19 protein-coding genes and 1 tRNA gene are annotated in these 22694 nt (G+C 55.6%); 14 read left to right on the forward strand and 6 right to left on the reverse strand.

Going from position 1 to position 22694, the window contains the following annotated elements; translation table 11 throughout:
* Nucleotides 1-195: 195 nt before the first annotated feature.
* A tRNA-Val gene (locus WCG50_RS09760) sits at nucleotides 196-272 on the reverse strand.
* 135 nt (nucleotides 273-407) lie between these two features.
* Here WCG50_RS09760 and WCG50_RS09765 point away from each other — a divergent pair.
* The 4 genes from WCG50_RS09765 (at nucleotide 408) to rpoD (ending at nucleotide 7664) form a co-directional block, all read left to right on the forward strand.
* Nucleotides 408-1166, forward strand: a complete 759-nt coding sequence (locus WCG50_RS09765; RefSeq protein ID WP_336899407.1) for a 3-hydroxyacyl-CoA dehydrogenase — start codon at nucleotides 408-410, stop codon at nucleotides 1164-1166.
* Nucleotides 1167-1216: 50 nt separating this feature from the next.
* Nucleotides 1217-3064 carry a gamma-glutamyltransferase family protein gene (locus WCG50_RS09770; protein WP_336899408.1) on the forward strand — a complete coding sequence of 616 codons (1848 nt, stop codon included), beginning with the start codon at nucleotides 1217-1219 and terminating at the stop codon, nucleotides 3062-3064.
* 36 nt (nucleotides 3065-3100) lie between these two features.
* Entirely contained in the window at nucleotides 3101-4978 is a 1878-nt protein-coding gene (gene dnaG / locus WCG50_RS09775) for a DNA primase (protein ID WP_336899409.1), read from the forward strand.
* A 301-nt stretch (nucleotides 4979-5279) separates the two neighbouring features.
* On the forward strand, nucleotides 5280-7664 hold the full coding sequence (gene rpoD / locus WCG50_RS09780; protein ID WP_336899410.1) for an RNA polymerase sigma factor RpoD: 2385 nt from the start codon (nucleotides 5280-5282) through the stop codon (nucleotides 7662-7664).
* 68 nt (nucleotides 7665-7732) lie between these two features.
* On the opposite strand, the gene WCG50_RS09785 is transcribed toward rpoD, so the two are convergent.
* The 3 genes from WCG50_RS09785 to WCG50_RS09795 form a co-directional block, all read right to left on the reverse strand.
* Complete coding sequence (locus tag WCG50_RS09785; RefSeq protein WP_336899411.1) at nucleotides 7733-8902, reverse strand: hypothetical protein; 1170 nt, start codon at nucleotides 8900-8902, stop codon at nucleotides 7733-7735.
* 126 nt (nucleotides 8903-9028) lie between these two features.
* Nucleotides 9029-9691 (reverse strand): carbonic anhydrase family protein, encoded by a 663-nt coding sequence (locus WCG50_RS09790; RefSeq protein ID WP_336899412.1) that lies wholly within the window; start codon nucleotides 9689-9691, stop codon nucleotides 9029-9031.
* 22 nt (nucleotides 9692-9713) lie between these two features.
* Nucleotides 9714-10055: a PilZ domain-containing protein gene (locus WCG50_RS09795; protein WP_336899413.1), complete on the reverse strand. Its 342-nt coding sequence runs from the start codon at nucleotides 10053-10055 to the stop codon at nucleotides 9714-9716.
* Between the two features lie 199 nt (nucleotides 10056-10254).
* On the opposite strand from WCG50_RS09795, the gene WCG50_RS09800 reads away from it, so the two are divergent.
* From WCG50_RS09800 to WCG50_RS09845, 10 genes are all read left to right on the forward strand, one after another.
* Nucleotides 10255-10905, forward strand: coding sequence for a hypothetical protein (locus WCG50_RS09800; protein WP_336899414.1), 651 nt, complete (start codon nucleotides 10255-10257; stop codon nucleotides 10903-10905).
* Nucleotides 10906-10962: 57 nt separating this feature from the next.
* Nucleotides 10963-12156, forward strand: coding sequence for a DUF2252 family protein (locus tag WCG50_RS09805; protein WP_336899415.1), 1194 nt, complete (start codon nucleotides 10963-10965; stop codon nucleotides 12154-12156).
* Nucleotides 12157-12470: 314 nt separating this feature from the next.
* Complete coding sequence (locus tag WCG50_RS09810; protein WP_336899416.1) at nucleotides 12471-13484, forward strand: M14 family zinc carboxypeptidase; 1014 nt, start codon at nucleotides 12471-12473, stop codon at nucleotides 13482-13484.
* A gap of 6 nt (nucleotides 13485-13490) precedes the next feature.
* On the forward strand, nucleotides 13491-14243 hold the full coding sequence (locus WCG50_RS09815; protein ID WP_336899417.1) for an alpha/beta hydrolase: 753 nt from the start codon (nucleotides 13491-13493) through the stop codon (nucleotides 14241-14243).
* Nucleotides 14244-14262: 19 nt separating this feature from the next.
* Nucleotides 14263-15777, forward strand: a complete 1515-nt coding sequence (locus WCG50_RS09820; RefSeq protein WP_336899418.1) for a CHAD domain-containing protein — start codon at nucleotides 14263-14265, stop codon at nucleotides 15775-15777.
* A gap of 312 nt (nucleotides 15778-16089) precedes the next feature.
* Nucleotides 16090-17310 carry a class I SAM-dependent methyltransferase gene (locus WCG50_RS09825; RefSeq protein WP_336899419.1) on the forward strand — a complete coding sequence of 407 codons (1221 nt, stop codon included), beginning with the start codon at nucleotides 16090-16092 and terminating at the stop codon, nucleotides 17308-17310.
* A gap of 81 nt (nucleotides 17311-17391) precedes the next feature.
* On the forward strand, nucleotides 17392-17901 hold the full coding sequence (locus WCG50_RS09830) for a DUF1993 domain-containing protein (RefSeq protein ID WP_336899420.1): 510 nt from the start codon (nucleotides 17392-17394) through the stop codon (nucleotides 17899-17901).
* Nucleotides 17902-17958: 57 nt separating this feature from the next.
* Nucleotides 17959-18375, forward strand: coding sequence for an RNA-binding S4 domain-containing protein (locus tag WCG50_RS09835; RefSeq protein ID WP_336899421.1), 417 nt, complete (start codon nucleotides 17959-17961; stop codon nucleotides 18373-18375).
* Nucleotides 18376-18423: 48 nt separating this feature from the next.
* Nucleotides 18424-18966: a glutathione peroxidase gene (locus WCG50_RS09840; RefSeq protein ID WP_336899425.1), complete on the forward strand. Its 543-nt coding sequence runs from the start codon at nucleotides 18424-18426 to the stop codon at nucleotides 18964-18966.
* Between the two features lie 28 nt (nucleotides 18967-18994).
* The gene (locus tag WCG50_RS09845) at nucleotides 18995-19309 is read left to right on the forward strand and encodes a hypothetical protein (RefSeq protein WP_336899422.1); all 315 of its coding nucleotides are present in this window, start codon (nucleotides 18995-18997) and stop codon (nucleotides 19307-19309) included.
* A 9-nt stretch (nucleotides 19310-19318) separates the two neighbouring features.
* Here the strand turns inward: WCG50_RS09845 and parC are convergent, their stop codons facing one another.
* On the reverse strand, nucleotides 19319-21697 hold the full coding sequence (gene parC, locus WCG50_RS09850; RefSeq protein ID WP_336899423.1) for a DNA topoisomerase IV subunit A: 2379 nt from the start codon (nucleotides 21695-21697) through the stop codon (nucleotides 19319-19321).
* A 155-nt stretch (nucleotides 21698-21852) separates the two neighbouring features.
* Nucleotides 21853-22694: toprim domain-containing protein (locus WCG50_RS09855; RefSeq protein ID WP_336899424.1), on the reverse strand; the 842-nt coding region annotated here is incomplete at its 5' end.

Below are 22694 nucleotides of genomic sequence, written 5' to 3' on the forward strand. Positions count from 1 at the left end.
GATGAAGACTGGTCATCTTCATCCGAGAAAGTTGGTAGGCGCAATTGGACTCGAATATATAGGGGCACACAGGGTAATCAATTTGATAAAAAACCTGGACTACCTACTCGAATACGTAACGCCTAAAAATAAGTCCCTGGAAAGTCCCCCAAAACCGCCAACCTATCGTAAGTTGTTGATTTTGAAGGAGTTATTTGGTAGGCGCAATTGGACTCGAACCAACGACCCCCACCATGTCAAGGTGGTGCTCTAACCAGCTGAGCTATGCGCCTTTAGATTTAATCTAAGCCTCAAATTATAGCGCTAATTCCAACCTCATCTAACCATTAATTTTAGCGACTATCGATAAATGACGAATACGCCATAATTGACGTTTACGTTAACGTCAATTAATTCTGGAGATAAACATGGACATCGCAGGCAAAGTATTCATCGTCACAGGCGGCGCGTCGGGATTGGGCGAAGGCACTGCCCGAATGCTGGCAGCCAAGGGTGGCACCGTGGTCATCGCTGATATGCAAGTCGAAAAAGGCGAAGCCGTTGCCAAAGAAATCGGCGGCGCTTTTGTCAAATGCGATGTGAGCAACGAAGCAGACGGCCAAGCCGTGGTTGCCAAAGCCGTTTCCTTGGGCAAACTTATGGGTTTGGTTAATTGCGCAGGCATCGCGCCTGCCGAGAAAACCGTCGGCAAAAACGGCGCTCACTCCTTGGGCGGCTTTACCAAATGCATCACCGTCAACTTGGTGGGCAGCTTCAACATGATGCGCCTGGCGGCCGAGGCCATGTGCAAAAACGATCCTGAAAGCACCGGCGAACGAGGCGTAATGATCTCCACGGCATCTGTGGCGGCCTATGACGGTCAAATGGGACAGGTGGCTTACAGCGCATCCAAAGGTGGAATCGTTGCGATGACGCTCCCCATTGCGCGCGATCTGGCACGCAATGGCATTCGTAACATGACCATCGCCCCCGGCATTTTTGGCACCCCTATGATGTTTGGAATGCCCCAAGACGTGCAAGACTCGTTGGCCGCCAGCGTACCTTTTCCCTCTCGTCTGGGCACACCCCAGGACTACGCCAAACTCGCGCTGCATATTTTTGAGAACGACATGCTCAACGGCGAAGTAATTCGACTGGACGGCGCCATTCGCATGGCCCCACGCTGAGTCCACGACATCTGAAATAACATGGGCGCTCCTAATCTACGGAGTAGCCCATGAAGTTCCCAGCTCTCGCATTACTGGCAGTACTACTCACCACAGGCTGCGCCAATCAGGGCGACATTAAGCACATTACCTCCGTCCAGCCAGAAGGCGCCTCAGGCTATAGCGCCAAAACGGGATGGCATGCTTCAAAATTCGCAGTGGCCGCTGCCAACCCATTGGCCACCAATGCAGGCTATCAAATACTTAAAGCAGGAGGCAGCGCAGTAGATGCGGCCATCGCTGCTCAGATGGTTCTGACTTTGGTTGAGCCACAGTCCAGTGGTCTCGGAGGCGGTGCATTCCTGATTCATTTCAACGGTAAAGATGTCGAGGCTTTTGATGGGCGGGAAACCGCGCCAGCCACGGCAACTGAAACACTATTTTTGGGCGACCAAGGTAAACCAATTCCTTTTATGGAAGGTGTGCTGGGTGGCCGTTCTGTCGGCGCACCTGGAACACTGCGCATGCTGGAGATGGCGCATCAACGCCATGGAAAGCTACCATGGGCCCAGTTGTTCAATCCGGCCATTGAGTTGGCTGATGGTGGCTTTCAGGTGAGCGCGCGCATGAACACATTACTCAATAGTGAAGTCCATCTTAAAAAAGACCCGGTAGCGACGGCTTATTTTTATGACCCTTTCGGCCTAGCCTGGCCTATCGGTCATCTACTAAAGAATCCTGAGTTGGCAGACGTTTTCAGACGTATCGCTAACGGGGGTTCTCTGGCTCTCATGGAGGGCGACATGGCGCAAGCTATGGTTAACAAGGTTAAAAACAACCCTTTTCATCCTGGGCAGTTGTCCATGAGCGACCTGACCAACTACCAAGCCAAGATACGCACGCCGCTTTGCTTTGACTACACACCCCAGCCGCCCAAACCAAAAGCAACCGCTAGAAAAGATTACCGCATCTGTGGCATGCCACCGCCCAGTTCGGGCACGATTGCCATTGCCCAAATTCTGGGCATTTTGAACAATACTCCCGCCGCAAAACTCAACCCGGAGTTGGTCCGCCAAGGACTCATTCCCAGCGCGGATTGGCTGCATCTTTACTCTGAAGCATCCCGATTGGCCTTTGCCGATCGGGCGCAATACGTAGGCGACCCGGATTTTGTGACAGCACCAACGGGCAACTGGCTTAGTCTTATTGCACCAGACTATCTGGCCAAACGCAGCCAGTTGATCGATTCGACCCCAAATGCGAAGAGCATGAAGTTAGCCACGCCCGGGATACCAGAACAGACCGTGAGCAGCTTTGCGCCCATGCCTGAACAGCCTGAATACGGCACCTCGCACCTGTCTATCATTGATGCCCAGGGCAACGCGCTCGCCATGACAAGCACCATTGAAGATGGTTGGGGCGCACGAATGATGGTGAACCGGGGAGTTGGACTTGCAGGTGGATTTTTGCTCAACAACGAACTCACCGACTTCAGTTTCGCTCCGACCGATGCTAACGGCACACCGATTGCCAACCGCGTGCAAGCGGGTAAACGACCCCGATCCTCAATGTCACCCCTTTTGGTATTTGACAAAGCAACCGGGCAAGTCGTGATGAGTGCAGGAAGCCCGGGCGGCGCACTCATCATTCATTTCACAGCCAAGACGTTGTACGGGTTTTTGAACTGGGGCTTGAACACCCAGGAAGCCATCAACCTTCCCAATTTCGCATCTCTCAATGGGCCGACCCTTTTGGAAGAAAACCGCTTTCCACCAGAGACGATTGCCAATCTTAAAAAGCGGGGTCATGACGTACAAGAAATCAACATGACCAGTGGCCTGCAAGCCATTCAACGCACCCCCACCGGCTTTTTTGGTGGGGCCGATCCCCGGCGCGAGGGCGTGGTGATGGGCGATTGAGCCACAAGTTGAATCTGGTGTTTCTACAATCACCCCATGTCTATTCCCCAAACATTTATACAGGAGTTGATCGCTCGCGCTGACGTGGTGGAGATTGTGGGTCGCTATGTGCAACTCAAAAAAGGCGGTGCCAATTTCATGGGTTTGTGCCCTTTTCATGGTGAAAAGTCGCCCTCTTTTTCTGTCAGCCCTGCCAAACAGTTTTACCATTGCTTTGGCTGTGGCAAAAACGGCAATGCCATCAGCTTTTTGATGGAGCATGCAGGCATGACCTTTGTCGAGGCCGTCAAAGACTTGGCACAGCAATATGGCATGCAAGTACCGGAAGATGACGCCAGTCCACAAGACCGGGCTCGCGCTGTCGAGCAACGCGAAAAGCAACACACGCTGACTGACGTACTGGAAAAAGCCGTTGATGCCTTCAAAAAAAACCTGAAAGACTCCACCAAAGCAATCGATTACTTCAAGGGTCGCGGACTGTCGGGCGAAATTGCCAAGCAATTTGGCCTGGGCTATGCGCACGAGGGCTGGCGTAGTTTGGCCAGCGTGTTCCCGAACTATGACGACCCACTTTTGGTCGAAAGTGGTCTGGTAATCCTGAATGTTGATGACGAATCGGGTGAAGAAAAGCGCTATGACCGATTCCGTGACCGGGTCATGTTTCCCATCCGCAACGTCAAAGGCGAATGCATTGGTTTTGGTGGCCGTGTGCTCGGCGACGACAAGCCCAAGTACCTCAACTCACCGGAAACCCCTGTTTTCAGCAAAGGACGCGAGCTGTACGGTCTGTTTGAAGCCCGTAACGCGCTGCGCGACCTGGGTTACGCACTGGTCACCGAGGGTTATATGGATGTGGTGGCCCTTGCCCAACTTGGATTCCCCAACACGGTAGCCACCCTGGGTACAGCTTGCACCACCGAGCATGTGCAAAAGCTGTTTCGCTTCACTGATTCGGTGGTGTTCAGTTTTGATGGCGACACTGCGGGACGCCGTGCCGCACGTAAGGCGCTTGATGGCGCCCTGCCCTTTGCGACCGATGTGCGCAGCGTCAAGTTTTTATTCTTGCCCACCGAGCACGACCCAGACAGTTTTATTCGCGCCTATGGCAAGGATGCTTTCGCCCGCTACGTCAGCGAAGCAGTGCCACTGAGCCGTTTTTTGATTGACTCCGCTCGTGAAGGCTGCGACCTGAATACCGCAGAAGGCCGCGCCCATATGGCAAGTAACGCCAAACCGCTGTGGATGCAACTGCCAGATGGTGCGCTGAAACGACAACTGCTGACTGAAATTGCCGATTCAGTGCAATTGGCCAGCCGCGAGTTAACCGATCTATGGACACCCAAGCCAGCCGGACAAGATCTTGAAAAACAGAAACGCTATAAAAAAGATAATGATATAGGCAATGAATACGGGGGCTACAACCAGAATTTCCGTAAAAAATTTGAATCCAGACCACGCTTGGGAAGCAGAGTTTTACCTGCAAGCCGTGCTGATCACGCCGCCCGAATTCTGCTGGGCGACATGGCTGCGCTCGACGTCTTGTCGGCCGAAGACCACACCATGCTATGCGAGTTGCCAACCCCGCACGGTCCGCTATTTGCCTGGCTAGAAGGTCAACTGCACGAGCATGGGCCCCAACCTTGGGTCGCCTTGCGCGAAGGTTTGCGTGACCACGAAGGTGAAGCACTCGCCGTTCGACTGATGGCCGCTGACGAAATGGCGGAGCAAGACGATAGCGGGGAATCGGCTGCAGAATTGCGTAATCTGCTCGACCGCATGCTGATTGACCGGTTAACGGCACAAGAAACCGAAGCACTCGAAGCGTCCAAGGCCGACCCGACCGCCTTGTTGCGTTACCGTGAGTTTTACACGCGTCGTCGAGCCATTCAATCAGCACTCACCCAAGCTGAGTAAGGTCGCCAGATCTAATCGATTGAACTGCCAAGACCAAATTGACCGCCAGCCAAATGAGGACCTTCAAGACTGAAGGTATAATCCAAGGTTGTTTTTCGGCAAGAGCGACAGCAGCACCTCCGGGCCCCGCCAAACGTTGACATCGTTCACGACCGGCTACCCTACCGCAAGGACTGCATCCCAAATGTTCGCCCTCACATCTTGCCACTTAGGATTTTTTTCCTCTGTCACCTAAAAACCGCGCCGGTCACCCTGCGGCGCCTGTTCATTCTGTCTTTTTTTGAAATCCTGAGGTTTTTACATGCCTGTTCAAAAGTCCGAGAAGCCTGTCCAGTCCGCAGCAAAGACTGCCACCAAGGTTGCCGTCAAATCGGCTTCCAAGACGACGCCCCCCAAGGTCGTTGTCGCTGTGGCAGCCAAAACCGCTACCAAGAAGCCCGAGAAGAAAGTCGAAACAGTGCCCGCTACCAAGTCTCCCGTCATCAAATCTAAAGCCCTTCAACTGCAAGAAGCCGCCGACGCCCTTCTCAAGGCAGGTGCTGCAGTCAAGAAAAAACCCGGCCGCCCGCCCAAAGCCGCAGCAACAGAGTCTGAAGCTCCCGCCAAAGCAGGAGCAAAGCGCGGTCGCAAGCCCAAGACGGCCAGCGATTCTGGAGGTGGTGATGACATGGACATGTCCGACATCGAAGCGGACTTGGTAGGCGAAGAGCCAGTGGTTGCACCAGGTGAAAAAGTAAAACCACTGCGCATGAAAATCAGCAAAGCCAAAGAGCGCGCGCTGATGAAAGAGTTTGGTCTTGACGAAACAGTGCTGTCTGAAGAAGACATTGCCAAGCGTCGTTTGCGCCTCAAGGCACTGATCAAATTGGGCAAGACCCGTGGTTACCTGACGCACGGCGAAATCTCTGATCACCTTCCCGACAAACTGGTGGACGCCGAGACCCTCGAAGTCGTGATTTCCATGCTCAACGACATGGGCGTGGCGGTTTACGAGCAAACACCCGATGCTGAGACGCTGTTGCTCAACAACAATGTCTCCACTGCAGCAACGGAGGAAGAAGCAGAGGAAGAAGCCGAGGCAGCCCTGTCGACCGTTGACAGCGAATTTGGCCGCACCACTGACCCCGTGCGCATGTACATGCGCGAAATGGGTACGGTCGAGTTGCTAACCCGCGAAGGCGAAATTGAAATTGCCAAGCGTATTGAAGGCGGTTTGATGGCCATGATGGAAGCCATTTCGGCTTCCCCCGCCACCATTGCTGAAATCTTGCGTCTGGGCGAAGATATCCGCGAAGGCAAGGTCATCATCACCACCATCGTAGACGGTTTCTCCAACCCCAACGAGGCCGACGATTACGTGGCCGAAGAAGACTTCGACGAGTTCGATGCCGCGGACGATGACGATGGCAAAGGCGGCTCCAAAGCGCTGACTAAAAAGCTGGAAGAACTCAAGCGCGATGCGCTGACCCGTTTCGACAAGCTGCGTGAACTGCACGACAAGATTCACAAAACTTATGAAAAAGAAGGCTACGGCACACCGAGCTATATCAAGACTCAAAAACTGTTGAGCGAAGAGTTGATGTCGATCCGCTTTACCGCCAAAGCGATTGAAAAACTATGCGACATGGTGCGCGCCCAAGTCGACGACGTTCGCAAGAAAGAGCGTGAACTGCGTCGCATCATTGTGGATAAATGCGGTTACTCACAAGAGAACTTTATTGCCGACTTCAGTGGTCGTGACAAGAATGGCAACAAGGTTGCAAGCCAGTTGTTGAACCTCAAGTGGATCGAAAAGCAGGCGGCCGCTGGCAAGCCCTGGAGCGCGGTCATGAGCCGCAACATCCCACCGGTGCAAGACTTGCAGCAAAAGCTGACAGACTTGCAATCCAGAGTGGTGGTGCCTCTGGACCAACTCAAGGACATCAACAAGCGCATGAACGCGGGTGAATACTCGTCTCGTGCAGCCAAGAAAGAGATGATCGAAGCCAACTTGCGCCTTGTCATCTCGATCGCCAAAAAATACACCAACCGCGGCCTGCAGTTCCTGGATTTAATTCAGGAAGGCAACATCGGCTTGATGAAAGCCGTAGATAAGTTTGAATACCGTCGCGGCTACAAATTCTCGACCTACGCCACCTGGTGGATTCGTCAGGCCATCACACGCTCTATTGCAGACCAGGCCCGCACGATTCGCATCCCGGTGCACATGATCGAAACCATCAACAAGATGAACCGCATCAGCCGCCAGCACTTGCAAGAGTTTGGTTTTGAGCCCGATGCCAGCGTGTTGGCCGAGCGCATGGAGATTCCTGAGGACAAGATCCGCAAGATCATGAAGATCGCAAAAGAGCCGATCTCGATGGAAACCCCGATTGGCGACGATGACGATAGCCACTTGGGCGATTTCATTGAAGACGGCGCCAACACCGCGCCGATGGAAGCCGCGATGCAGGCCGGTTTGCGCGATGTTGTCAAGGACATTCTGGACAGCCTCACGCCCCGCGAGGCCAAAGTGTTGCGCATGCGTTTTGGTATCGAGATGACCAGCGACCACACCCTGGAAGAAGTGGGCAAGCAGTTCGACGTGACGCGCGAGCGGATTCGCCAAATTGAAGCCAAGGCGCTGCGCAAACTCAAGCACCCATCGCGCTCAGACAAGCTGCGCAGCTTTACCGACAATTTGTAAGCACTCAGGGCGGGCTAGCCTAGCCGCCCAAAAAGCCACCCCGCATTTTTGTATGCAGGGTGGCTTTTTTATTTGCGCTTGGCGTTTTTCCAGTCGCGAAACACGTCGATGTCAAAGCCATCCGGGTAGTTCAGCAGTCCGGGAGTAAACCCTTTTTTGCCCTTTTCGCCGTATTGCCAGATGATTTGTTTGGTTTTTCGGTCGATCACCATGACGCGGTCGTTTAAGTCATCCACTACCAAAATGTCGCCGGTATCGGGCAATTCGCGGGCAATCGAGGAATGGTCGAGCGCCATGTCGCCGTCTTTGTGAAAATATTCCCACGTCACTTTGCGTGTGACGGGGTCAAAAATCACGACGCGTCCGGGTTTCCAGAAGTCGGCCACGATGATCTGTTTGCCGTCCACCGTCGGGAAAGCATCTGACGGGTAATGCACATTGGGCGCCTTGACGCTCCACAGCACCTTGCCCTCGCGGGTGATGCGCGAAATCCAGGCATCGCTGATTTCGGTCACCAGCAAGTCGCCATTGGCCATCGGGGTGGCGCCGTTCGGGTGGGCCAATTCATGCGGCGGGTTGTGCTTGCACTTGCCCGGTGTGCCCCATTGGGTGACCACTTTATTGGTCTGGGGGTCGATGATGACAATGCGGCAATTGCGAATATCAGCGGTGATGAACTTGCCATCGGCGAGCAAATGCGCGTCATCGGGGTAATTCAGCAGGTTGTCGCCTTTGCCACGGTGGTCGGGCGTGCCATAGGTCCAGGTCAACAACTTCTTTTCGTAATCAACAATATGAACATCAAAGTTGTCTTCTTCGCTTACGGCCAGTTGTTTGCCGTCGGCAGAGAAGTTGACGTCTTCATTGCCCCGGTAAACCTTCAAGCTAGGCGACGGAAACTCCCAGACAATGCTTTTATCGGGGGCAATTTCGATCAGGCGGTTGTTGCGCCGATCAGCAATCACAATGGGGTATGGCAAGGGCTTGCCCCAGGATGCCACCGGATTGGTACGGTTGCCCGTGACAGGCGGAATGGGCGGCAAGGTAACGCCACTGCTAACGATGCCGGCACCCGTCATCTCGGGCGTCACCGTAACTTCGATACCGGTTGATTTATCCGCCTTTTGCACTGGGCTTGCGGCCTGTGCAGTGGTCAATACCGGCGAAGCAAGGGCCATAAGGCCAATACAAGCGGTGATCAGAGTCGCCTTGAAGCGTTCAGGAGACTGAAGGGTCATAAAAATTCCTTGGAATACAGAGTCAAAAGCCAACTTGGCCAAGCAGAATTATTCGACACTGAAACCCTCAAAACCTTGACTTATAGCAAGTTAGCTCGGTTCAACATCATCCAGTAGTGAGAGTTATCAAAGGCTTTCAAGAACAATCCGCTGATGCACCGGTTGAACGGCCCGCGCGTTGTCGGCAAACCGTTTGCGGTACTGTGCCAGTTGGGCTGCGGAAAGTTCCAGAGGCTGTTTCAGAACGATCCAATCGACGCCTTCGGTGCAAGGTGACGCCGTCAGCGAACCCGCGTAACGGTAATAACCTCGACTCGCGGGCAACAATCCATTGGCATCGACCATGACACCCGCTGGCATGTGGTCGCCGTCGGCCTTCACAGGAATCAGCGGCAGCAGCGAGTTAAGCAGCGGATTTTCAGCGCCCACCCTAAGCAGCACCACCAGCGCCAACAATTGCCCAGATTGACTCTTGTGCAACAAGTGGGCGGCCATCGGAAACTCTTCACCTGCAATGCGGTCGCCCCCTGGCGTATGAAAGTGAAACTGCTGCAAGGTGTAGCGCTGGTTGCCAATGTGCAACTGGCTTCCATTGCCAAAGCGCACCCGAACTGTATGACCGTCATCGGCAATTTTCAGAGGCGCTGCTCGGTAATCAAAGGTCAAGGCGGGCAGTTTTTGGCGCGCGGTGGCCGTGATGTCAATAGGTGACTGCCGCTGTCCCGAGTCACAGGTATTCGCTGTGGCGGCCAAAGCATAAAGAAGCAGAGGCACAATAAAAAGTTTCATGAGCAAACCCGATCAACACCGTTTAATGCTTTTGCAACATCGCAAACAACATCATGGGGCTGAGCAGTTCAACCCCCATCACGAACATGGCCTTGTCAAGGTCTTCCTGCGTCCCTTCGGTTCGTGGCTTGCACCAAGCAACTCGGCCATACACCTCGATCTTCACTTTAGGGTCGGCGTATTCGATCGCCACCCGCGAGGATTCGACCACGCTGTGACTCAAGTAAAAGCTGATGCCTGAGTTTGAAATATCCCTGATGACATGGATCGGATGGCGGGCATCCGTCGTCCGCAAGACCACCACGCCATCGGGCTGAAGCTCAATCGGAAAACGTTCCAGATTGCGTTGTTCGATTTTTATCATGATTCCTACTCCAGTGTGATCGACGAAAAATCAATCGGATCATCATGAATGACCTGCCCGACCGCTTGTCTTATTATTTTATCCAGCCGAAACCACCTGTATCTGAAGATCTTTACACCCAATTCACCGAACTTCACCCCCGTTGAAGGCTCGAAATAAACATAATCCAATCAATGAAAATTTTCTCAAGGTGCAAAGCATGAAAAAACTACTTTTTATATCAGTCGCTTTGGTGTCCTGCGACTGGGGTCTGGCGCAAGAATTGGGGCGAGTTATTTCTACGACACCCATCATTCAGCAGGTCAGTGTGCCGCGGCAGGTTTGCACCACAGATCAGGTGGCAGTGCAGCAACCCAAATCAGGCGCGGGAGCCGTGATGGGTGCTATCGCCGGGGGCGCCATAGGCAATGCCATCGGCAATGGCGGCGGGAAAGCCGCAGCCACCATGATCGGCATCATGGGCGGGGCCATTGTGGGCGATCGTGTGGAGGGCGCACCCCTGACCCAGGTTCAAAACGTTCAACGGTGTTCGATGCAGACGTTTTTTGAAAGCCGCCCCGTTGCCTTCAACGTGGTCTATGAATATGCCGGCAAGCAATATGCGGTACAAATGCCGAATGACCCAGGCCCCACGATTCGTCTTCAAATCAGCCCAGTGGGCGCCAGTGCTCAAATGGCCCCACCCCCAGAAAACTTGACCTATGCGCAACCCGTGTATGCCCCCCCTGCCAATGTTGTGGTGATGCAACCGGTTTATCCTGGTTACTACGCGCCACCCTACTACTCGCCGGTTGGCATTCAACTGGATTTGGGCTTTGGCGGCTATCGGGGCCACCGGCACTGGCGATAATTTCAGTTTAAGTTATTCCCTCCGACCTGGCTCGTACAACTCTCTGACCGTTATTCTGTGATTCATCAAATTCAAGCTTTCAATGCGGGACGCGACCCTGAGCGACTGAAAATAAAATACAGCAAGATGCGAAGCAACGCGTTTGTATTTATGCGGGGAAGCTGCCACCTTTTTTACGGCCAATTGCCAGACGAAAGCATTTTCAAGTCGGCACCTCTGACATGGGTTTGTGGCGATCTGCACCTTGAAAATTTTGGCAGCTACAAGGGCGACAACCGGCTGGCTTACTTTGACGTCAACGACTTTGATGAATCGGTCTTGGCCCCTGCCAGCTGGGATTTGTTGCGCATGCTCACCAGCATCTGGGTAGGGGCTGAAAGCCTTTCACTAAGTCGATCGGAAGCTGCTACCTTGTGCAAGGTATTCCTCGAATCGTATTGCGATTCACTGGCTCACGGAAAAGCCTATTGGGTCGAGCGTGACACATCCCAGGGACTGATCGGCCAACTGCTGGATGAGTTAAGGAGCCGCGAAAGAGGTGACTTTCTTGACAGCCGCACCCAAACCAAAGGCAAGAAACGACTGATTTTGATCGATGGAAAAAAAGCGCTTGAACCGTCCAAAAAGCAGCGCGCATCGGTTGAAGACTTTTTAGCCGTGTTTGCCAAGACCCAAACCAACCCGGATTTCTACGAAGTGCGGGATGTTGCACGCCGTATAGCCGGTACGGGTAGCCTGGGCGTAGAGCGTTATGTCATTTTGGTCAAAGGCAAAGGGGGCAACGATGGCAACTACCTGCTCGACCTCAAACAATCGCTGCCATCCTCACTCGTACCCTACCTGAGTACCAAGCAACCAAAATGGGAGACACATGCGCATCGGGGTGTGGCTATTCAACGCCGCTTTCAGGCCGTTTCGATGGCCTTCCTGCACCCGGTACATCTGGACAACGGTCCTTATGTGCTGCGAGACTTGCAACCCTCTGAAGACCGCATTTCTCTGGACCACGCGTGCCAGTCCATAGATGCACTCAAGCAATCCATCCAGACCATGGGCAAGATCGTGGCTTGGTCGCAATTAAGAAGCTCAGGGCGAGAGGGTTCTGCCATCTCAGATGAGTTGATTAGCTTTGGCCAGCACACCGATTGGTGCGAACAACTTTTGGCGGCTTCTGAAGCCTGTGCACAGCAAGTTGAGGAGGATTCAAACACATTTAACGCCGCATTCGACGACGGGGCATTTCGCCAATAACGCCGCCTCTACGACCTAAAACGACCGGCGACGACTCACCAAGCGTGCCCTTTGCAGGGCGAAAAATTCCATCACACCCCAAAGCAAACAAGCTGGAATGGCTAGCGCACGAAAAAAAGCAGCTTTGTGCAACATGGTGTTGACCGCGCAGGGGTCGGTAGTTCAAGATTGGAAGAAGTTAACGCCGGTGTATGACACCTTCATGTCAGTGCCAAATTACGACGCCCATCCCCTAAAAGCTTGCTCCCGTCGCCATGGCGCCTGTATGCTTTAAGCCAAGTTGAACGTCTTGCATCAACGCGCCCCAGGCCTGTGTGACCCAAACCAAACTCCCCGAACTGGATGCGCTGCAACGCATCATTGAACTAGGTGCCGATTGGCTGGAATCACGCGTCGCCTGCAACGTATCACTGCGAAACGGCAGTAGCCTCCCGGTTCATCTAATCTCACTCGGCAACCCCAGCCCCGACGTGCCAGCGGTGGGTTATTTTGGCGGCGTTCATGGCCTGGAGCGCATCGGCACCGAAGTGGTGATTGCTTATTTACAAAGCCTGGTGATGCGTCTGCAATGGGACAGTACCCTGCACAAGCAACTCGAATCGGTGCGCCTGATTTTTATGCCGATCGTGAACCCCGGTGGCATGGCGCTGGGCACCCGCGCCAACCCCAACGGCGTCGACCTGATGCGCAATGCCCCGGTGGAGGCACGTGATCCGGTGCCATTTTTGGTCGGTGGGCAGCGACTCAGCGCGGGGCTGCCCTGGTACCGCGGTGCGAAATCCAAACCCATGGAAATTGAGAATCAGGCGGTATGTGAGGTGGTGCAAAACGAGTTGCTGAACCGGAAATTCAGCTTATCGGTAGATTGCCACTCTGGATTTGGAGCCCGTGACCGGCTCTGGTTTCCCTTTGCGCACAAGCGCGCGCCCATTGCCCACCTGGCGGAGATGCACGCGCTGAAAAACATTTTTATTCAGTCCAACAGCCACCACCGTTACATCATTGAGCCCCAGAGCTTGCAATACCTGGCGCACGGTGACTTATGGGATTATTTGTACCTGCAGTCTCTGACCCAGACTGAGCGCATCTTCTTACCGCTCACCCTGGAAATGGGCTCCTGGCTGTGGGTGAAAAAGAACCCGCGTCAGCTTTTTTCTCGCCACGGCATTTTCAACCCCCTCATTGAACACCGGCAGCAACGGGTGCTGCGCCAGCACCAGCTGTTGCTGGATTTTTTATCACGCGCCGCGTGTGGTCACCCGCTCTGGCTGCCCAGCCACGAAACCCGAGCCCAGCACCACGCCCAGGCGCTGCAGGATTGGTATTAGCCCATCATGAGCACTTGGGTATTTCTCCGTGGACTCACCCGCGAAAGCCGTCACTGGGGCGACTTCGTGGCGCAGTTTCAAAACGCCCTGCCCGGCCACGCGGTAGCGCTGGTCGACCTGCCGGGCAACGGCTCACTCAACCAGCAGCGCAGCCCGCGCAACGTCCACGACATGGTGACCCACTGCCGGGCAGAACTGGCTGCACGCCAGTTGGCGCCGCCCTACCAAGTGCTGGCCATGTCGCTGGGTGCCATGGTCGCCGTGGCATGGTCTCACGCCTACCCGCAAGAGGTGACCGCCCAAGTGTTGATCAACACCAGCCTGCGGCCCTTCAGTCCGTTTTACCAGCGATTGCAGCCAAAAAACTACGCGACGCTCATGCGACTGGCCTTGCTGGGTGCCACGCCAGAGGTGTGGGAGCGCACCATTCTGCACCTGACGAGCCACAGGGCAGATGAATCTATTCTGGTGCTTTGGCAGGCACTGCGGCAGGAGCGCCCGGTGTCGCGCGCCAATGCGCTCAATCAGTTGCTGGCAGCGGCACGGTTCTCAGCCCCAACCGTCAAGCCGGTGACACCCACTTTGATACTTGCCAGCGAACAGGATGAACTGGTGTCTGTCGAATGCTCAAAAAAACTGGCCACTCAATGGCAATGCGCAATGCGCTTGCACCCAGATGCCGGCCATGATCTGCCGTTAGATGATGGGCGCTGGGTTGCCGAGCAGGTTCGACAATGGCTCGTTGAAATACAGCAATAACGCAGGGACAATCAGCGCCATGAAACCCCATTCAGCCGCCCCAAAAACGCAAGAAATTGAACTCAAGCTGGCGCTGCCCACCGCCGACCCGGCGAGTCTGGCCAAACGACTGGCCCGCTCGCCTGTTTTGGCGCGTCGCACAGCCAAGCACCAGTTTTTACACAACATTTATTTCGACACGCCAGAGCAGTTCTTGCGCCAGCAGCGCATCGCCCTGCGCTTGCGCCGCGTGGACAGTGACGAAAAACCGCAGTGGCTGCAAACCCTCAAGACCGGGGGCAGCAGCAACTCGGCCCTGACCCAACGCGGCGAATGGGAGTCGCCCGTGACCAGCCCGGTGCTGTCAAAGCGCGCCCTCAAAGACACGCCGTGGACTGACATCGACCCCGCGGGCCACGTATTTCAAGCGCTGCAACCCCACTTTGTGACCGATTTCGAGCGTACCAGTTGGTTGGTGCGAAAACGTGATGGCAGTGTGGTGGAGGTGGCACTGGACATCGGACAAATTGAAACCGGTGACAAGCGCACGCCCCTGTGCGAACTGGAACTCGAACTGATCTCGGGCTCGCCCGCCGCCCTGTTTGAGATTGCCCAGCAAATTTCGCGCAGCATCGCCGTTTTACCCTCTGCCATGAGCAAGGCAGAGCGCGGCTACGCGCTGGCCCAAGGCAGCCTCGCCCTGCCAATCCGCGCACAAGCCCCCAAGTTAAGTGCTGACCTGTCATTACTTGAAACCGCCCAGCGGGTTTTACTCGACATGTTTGGGCACTTTACCGCCAACCTGAACGCACTGCTGACTTCTGACGACCCCGAGGTGGTGCACCAGGCCCGCATCGGATGGCGTCGTTTTAAAAGTGCCCGGCGTCTTTTCAGACCCATCCTGGCGGCTGAGTCGGTGCCATCCTGGCAAGCACTGGAACCACTGCTGTCTTGTCTGAGCGAGTTGCGCGACCTGGACGTCGCACTAACTGAAACCCTGCCACCGCTGGCCAATGCTTTTGTGGCAGGTGATGTACGCAGGGGTCAAACCTGGGATGAAATGACAGCGGCTATGACCTTGGCGTCTGATTTGCAACGCAAAGCGGTGCGGTACGCCCTCCAGGAGCCCTTGCTAGGAGCCTGCCTGTTGGCCACCACCCAGTGGTTGGAAGCATTGCCAAGTACCAAGCCCACCCCAAAAACAGGGCCTGCCGCCAAAGAGTCCCTGCGCCACTGGACCCAACGGCGACTGACCCGCCTGCATGACCAGTTGCATCGCGCCCTGAAAAATATCGATACCCCCGAAGACCAACACCGCGTTCGAATCCTGGCCAAGCGCATGCGTTACGGCATCGAGGCGATGCGACCCTTGGTGCCCAAACGAAACGCACAGCGTCTGTACCAGGAGTCGACCAGTCTGCAAGTGGACATTGGTGCTACGCGCGACACCACACAAGCGGTCGCTCTGGTTGCCCGGTTGCAGGCGGACCGGGGACTCATCGAATTTCTTCGAGGCGTTGCCGCCTGCCAAACTTTGAGCGGGGCTGGCAAGTAAGCTAGCGGCACAAATTATGCATAAAATACGGCTATAACCCCCGTAGTCATTGCGCAAGAAGCTATTAATAATATAGCATCTAATTTAATACGACTAGCGGCATATCGATAAGTCTGGCTATCAAGCCAAGGCTTCCGGTCGCAATGGCACGCTGCATTTCGCGTAACTTTCGCCGTTTCAGCCAGAATTGGAAGGCGTCCAACTCGCCCCTTTGGACCAAGTATCAGCACTCCAGTGCGCAAGTAAACGCCGGGGAGCAACGCCTATCTGTTAAAACACTTGTTATCCATTTTTTTGTGTTTACTCGAGCTCATGCCTAATTCAACGCCCATCGCCACCACGGCCCCCCTCTCCACCACCCAGCCCGTGATCCGCTGGACCGAAGCGGGTGAAGAGAAAACAGCGCTTTGGCGCTCAGAACGCGGCGCACCGCCACCCAAAAAAGTCGTGTTGGCCGACGACACCACCACCGCCGACACCGCTTATCGCCTGACCTGCGAAGGCACCGCCCTGCTCTGGCGCGGCGATTTTCAAAACGCCAAACAATTGCTGCAAGCGCTGGCGCGGCGCGCCGACAACGTGCCTACCCGCAAACGCAAAAAAGCGGCCGAAGTGGTGCCCGTGTCAGAGGCTTTTCACAAGCACCGTCTGGCCCAGTCGCAACGCGCCCGCATGCTCGGCATGGTGCTGATCCCGTTCAACGCCGACTACAGTATTCCCCTGCGCCGCGCGCCCGATGCAAAAGTCGCCATCGCTGATGCTTGGGGTGCAGTGAATGAAGCAGCGGGCAACTCAGTGGCTTCCCTGCGCGAGTTGCTGGGAATCACCAGCGCCCACGAATGGCGCCGTGTTGGCGTCGAGATTGAAGCGCTGGGCGAAGGCCCTAACAACCGTATTCACCCGCATTACGGCGTTTTCTCGCCGGTGCGGGGCGAATACATCCACCTCGTGGCTACGGTTCACTTGCCCAAGAAACTGGCAGGCCAGGCCACACTGGTGGCCTTTGACATTGGCACCGGTACCGGCGTCCTGTCAGCCGTGCTGGTGCGTCGAGGTGTTGACCAGGTCGTGGCCACGGACATGGATCAGCGGGCGCTTGCCTGCGCACGTGACAACCTCGCAAAACTGGGCTATGGCAAGCAGGTGCAAGTCGTCAAGGCCGATCTTTTTCCTGAAGGCCGTGCATCGCTCATCGTGTGCAACCCGCCGTGGATTCCAGCGCGCCCCAGCTCACCGTTGGAGCACTCGGTGTACGACGAAGGTGGCCGCATGCTGGCAGGCTTTCTGAAAGGTTTAACTGCCCATCTCGCACCCAAAGGTGAAGGTTGGCTGATCTTGTCCAACCTGGCCGAACACCTGGGCTTGCGCACCCGCGAAGAACTGCTGGCCGCATTTGAGAGCAACGGCCTCAAGGTGGTGAGCCGCATCGACGCCAAGCCGCAACACGCCAAAGTGGCCGACACCAGCGACGCCCTGCACGATGCCCGCGCGCGGGAAGTAACCTCACTGTGGCGCTTGGCGGCGATCGCTTAAGTGTCCTTCGGGCAATAGCCTGCCCGAAGCATGGGTGCTTGAATCAAGCGAGAATTCGCGGCTTCTCCATCGAAAGTACCCATGACCTCCGCAATTTATACCGCCTCCATTCCCGTTTTCAAACAAATGCTGGGAGGCTTGAAAGTAGTGCTGAGCAAAGCCGAAGCGCACGCCGCCGATAAAAAGATCGACCCCAATGCGCTGCTGCAAGCCCGCTTGTTCCCAGACATGTTCCCGCTATTGCGCCAAGTGCAAGTCGCTTCTGACTTTGCCAAGAGTGTTTCAGCACGACTGGCGGGTGTCGAAGTGCCCAAAATAGCCGACACCGAGGTAACCTTTGCCGACCTGCAAGCTCGCATTGATGCTGTGCTGGCATTCTTGACGGGTCTGGACCCCGCCCAATTCGAGGAAGCGGCCACGCGTGAAATAGTCACTCAGGCAGGCACCCCGAAGGAAAAGCGTTTTACTGGTCAGTCTTATCTTTTCAATTACGGCTTGCCGCACTTCTTTTTCCACACCACCACGGCTTACGCCATCCTGCGTCACAACGGTGTTGAAGTCGGCAAAAAGGATTACATCGGTTCTTATTGAGCCTAAGCAAATTTTTTCTACTTGTTTTGATCAGTCGCTGGGGCAAAATATGCCCCCATGGAACGACTTCGAATTGACAAATGGCTGTGGGCCGCACGCTTTTACAAGACACGTTCTCTTGCGACCGAAGAGATCGTTAAAGGGCGGGTTCAAGCCAATGGACAAGATGCAAAGCCCTCGCGCGAAGTCAAAATTGGCGATACCGTGGTCATTCGACAAGGCCAGGTTGTGCGAACCATCACGGTTCAAGGCATTAACCACCAACGGGGCTCGGCCCCTGTAGCGCAACAGTTGTACCTGGAAACACCCGAAAGTATTCGAATTCGGGAACTTGCCACAGAGCATCGACGTCTACACCCTGAGCCAGCTCAGGCCATTGAACATGGGCGCCCCACCAAACGTGACCGGCGCAGCATTGAAAAGGTCTGGGACACCGGCACAGCAGGTGACTCCTACCAACATGCAAATGAATAACGACCTATGAAAAAATTTCAAATCACCGCTTCTGTTTTACTAGGCTTCATGAGCGCCTTCGGTACAGCGACCGAAGCCATGGCACAAACACCAGCGCCAACCGCCTGTCCGGCCATCCTGCAGCAACAATTCAATAGACTGCAGGATGAGGCGCCACAAAACCTGTGTCAATACGCCGGCAAAGTAACCTTGGTGGTAAATACCGCCAGCTTCTGCGGCTTCACCAGTCAATACGAGGGACTCGAAGCGTTGTATGCCAAATACCAGTCGAAGGGATTAGTGGTACTGGGCTTTCCCTCTAACGATTTTGGCAAGCAGGAACCTGGCTCCAGCAAGGAAATAGCTGACTTTTGCTTCAACACTTATGGCGTCAAGTTTCCGATGTTTTCGAAGTCCGTGGTCTCCGGAACGAACCGCAACCCGCTCTACGCTTCACTGGCCAAAGTCACTGGAAAATCACCCCAATGGAACTTTCACAAGTATCTGATTGACCGCAGCGGCAAGATGATCACAAGTTTCCCTAGCGATGTTGGACCTGACAACCCATCCCTCGTTGCATCTATAGAAAAAGAACTAAGTCAAAAACCCTGATGCTGGCACCCATGCGCGTAGTTAAACCATGAATCAAGCCAAAGTCATCGGTTTTCCCGACCTCATCGATATCGATGACTTCATGGACACCCGACCCATGTCACTGGCTGAAATTCCGCGACAAGCGCGCATTGACCGGCAAATGGAAATCATTGGCGCCCACCATGAACGTATCAGAAAAGCCATTGAAATCTTCTGGGGCCACCGTGACTGCGTTGAATATCTCCAGCAATTGATCCTCAACGGCGGCGATGGCGTTGGCAACGCCCGGATCGGTTTCAAACACCAGGTGCTGGCCGCGCTCATCACTCTGACAGAACTTCACGAAGTTCAACCCCGTTGAAAGCCTCGTTTACTCCACACGGGTGATCTTCGCGGGTTTGAAGCCCAGATCTGCCGCCTTGCCTTTGCGGCCACGCACGGACCGGGCGTTGTTGAGGCTGCGAATCTCCAGCGTTTCGTCGCGTTCCTTGCCGCCACGGCCGATACCTTCAATCTTCACGCTGCGGGTGTAGGCAGCAGCACCGGCCAGCGTGTCTTTGTCTTCCAGATCAATCAACATCAAACCACGACCGCCAGTGGCCATGGTTTTGAGTGCCGTAATCTCGAACGTCAAAATGCGTCCGCCTGTGGAGGCACACGCCACATGCGTGGCAGGCACCAAGGGCACTGGGCCGGCGCTGTTGGCTACAGGCGACGGCTGACACAAAACCTCACCCGCGTTGCAGGTCACAAAGGCTTTGCCGGCCTTGAACTTGGACGTCATGTTTTCCACGCTGGCCATAAAGCCGTAGCCGCCCGAACTGCTCAACAACAGCGAGGCGCTGGCGTTGCCGGCAAAGTAATACGCCACCTGCGTGCCGGCTTCGAGTTCGAGCAGCGAGGTGATGGGCTGACCATCGCCGCGCGCGCCCGGCAACTGGGCCACCGCCACCGAATAAACTCGCCCGTTATTACCAAAGACCAGCAACGTGTCCACCGTGCGGCACTCAAAAGTGCCATACAGGGCATCGCCCGACTTGAAACTGAACTCGGCCGGAGTGGCCGCAGCGCGCTCGCTGGCCCAGCCTTTTTGGGCGCGTACCCAACCTTTTTCGCTCACCACCACCGTCACCGGCTCGTCCACCACCTTGATTTCGAGCACGGCTTTTTTCTCGGCCTGAATCAGCGTGCGACGCGGGTCGGCAAAGGTTTTGGCGTCGGCTTCAATCTCCTTGATCATCAAGCGGCGCAGTGTGGCCGGGTTGGCCAAAATATCTTCCAGCCCTTTCTGCTCGTGGCGCAGTCCTGCCAGTTCCTGCTCAATCTTGATCGCTTCCAGCCGGGCCAACTGGCGCAGCCGGATTTCCAGAATGTCTTCGGCCTGACGCTCCGACAGGTTAAAGCGCGCCATCAACGCCACTTTGGGGTCATCGGACTGGCGAATGATGGCAATCACTTCGTCAATATTGAGCAGCACCAGCTGCCGCCCTTCCAGAATGTGGATGCGGTCCAGCACCTTGGTGAGCCGGTGTTTGGAGCGGCGCTCAACCGTGATCTGGCGAAACTCAATCCACTCCGTCAGCATCTGCCGCAAGGACTTTTGCGTCGGTCGTCCATCCAGCCCCACCATCGTCAGGTTGATCGGCGACGTGGTCTCCAGGCTGGTGTGGGCCAGCAGCGTGGTGATGAGTTCCTGCTGCTGAATGCGGCTGGTTTTGGGTTCGCACACCAGACGCACGGCGGCGTCTTTGCTGGACTCGTCGCGCACCACATCCAGCACCGAGAGCACGGTGGCCTTGAGCTGGGATTGCTCCAGCGACAGGGCCTTTTTACCGGTTTTGACCTTGGGATTGGTCAGTTCTTCTATTTCTTCCAGCACACGCTGGGTGCTGACGCCGGGCGGCAACTCGGTCACCACCAGTTGCCACTGGCCCCGCGCCAGTTCTTCTATCTTCCAGCGGGCGCGCACTTTGAGCGAGCCGCGCCCGGTGCGATAGGTCTCGGCAATCTCGCCTGCGGTGCTGGTAATTTGCCCGCCACCCGGATAGTCAGGGCCGGGAATCAGGGCCAACAACTCATCGTGCGTGAGCTTGGGGTTTTTAATCAGCGACACGCAGGCATCGGCGATCTCGCGCAAATTGTGGCTGGGGATTTCGGTCGCCAAGCCTACGGCAATGCCGCTGGCGCCGTTGAGCAAGGCAAACGGCAAGCGGGCCGGCAACTGGCGAGGCTCTTCGGTGGAACCATCGTAGTTAGGCGTGAAATCGACCGTGCCTTCGTCAATTTCATCGAGCAACAAACTGGTGATTTTGGCCAGCCGCGCCTCGGTGTACCGCATGGCCGCAGCGCCGTCGCCATCGCGCGAGCCAAAGTTGCCCTGACCGTCGACCAGCGGGTAGCGCAAGGAAAAGTCCTGCGCCATGCGCACTGCGGCGTCATACACCGACGAATCGCCGTGCGGGTGAAAGCGGCCCAACACATCGCCCACCACGCGGGCGCACTTGACCGGCTTGGCGCCGCTGTTGCCGTTGGCACCGCCAAAACCCAGGCCCATGCGCGACATGGAGTACAAAATGCGCCGCTGAACGGGCTTTTGGCCGTCGCACACATCGGGAAGTGCGCGGCCCTTGACCACGCTCAAGGCGTATTCAAGGTAGGCGCGTTGGGCGTAAGTCGCCAAGCTGGGTGAGTCGCCACCATCATCAGACGGCGGACTCTGGGGTATATCGAGTGTGGTGGAGTCGTTCATAACAACGGATCAGTCTCGGTAATGCAATTCAATGGGAAATGCGAAAAAACAATTTCATGCGTTATTAACTATAAAAATAATAGCTACTTACGAATATAGGACGGGGGCTAGAGGCCAATTAAGCTTAAATTAAAGGCGTGAATGGCGGACCGACATCAGACGTCAAGCTCGACCGCATCGCCGTGCAGTTCCATCAACTCACGGCGCGCGGCGGCCTCGCCTTTGCCCATCAGTTTGGTCATCAGCACCTCGGTTTGGCCAAAGTCGGTGCCGCCGAGCGTGATGGGCAACAGGCGCCGGGTATCGGGATTGAGGGTGGTGTCCCACAGTTGCACCGCATTCATTTCACCCAAACCTTTGAAACGGCTGATGCTCCAGGCCGTTTCGCGCACGCCTTCTTTGCGAAGTTTGTCGAGAATGGCGTTCAACTCACCTTCGTCCAGCGCGTAGGCTTTGGAGGCGGGCTTTTTGCCACGCGCCGGGGCATCGACCCGGTACAAGGGTGGTCGTGCCACAAACACATGGCCGGTTTCAATCAGTTTGGGGAAATGCCTGAAAAACAGGGTGAGCAGCAGCACCTGAATGTGCGAGCCATCCACATCGGCGTCCGACAAAATACAAACCTTGCCGTAGCGCAGGCCGCTCAAATCGGGCGAGTCGTTGGGGCCGTGCGGGTCGACGCCAATGGCGACCGAAATATCGTGAATTTCGGTATTGGCAAACAAGCGGTCACGCTCCACCTCCCAGGTATTGAGCACCTTGCCCCGCAACGGCAAAATGGCCTGACTCTCTTTGTCACGGCCCATTTTGGCGCTGCCACCCGCTGAGTCGCCCTCGACCAGAAACACCTCGTTATGCGCCAGATCGCGGCTCTCACAATCGGTCAACTTACCTGGCAGCACCGCCACGCCGGAGCCCTTGCGCTTTTCGACTTTCTGGCCAGCTTTCTGGCGCGTTTGCGCGGCCTTGATCGCCAACTCAGCCAGCTTTTTACCGT

The organism is Rhodoferax sp. (assembly GCF_037143375.1).
Taxonomy (GTDB): Bacteria; Pseudomonadota; Gammaproteobacteria; order Burkholderiales; family Burkholderiaceae_C; genus Rhodoferax.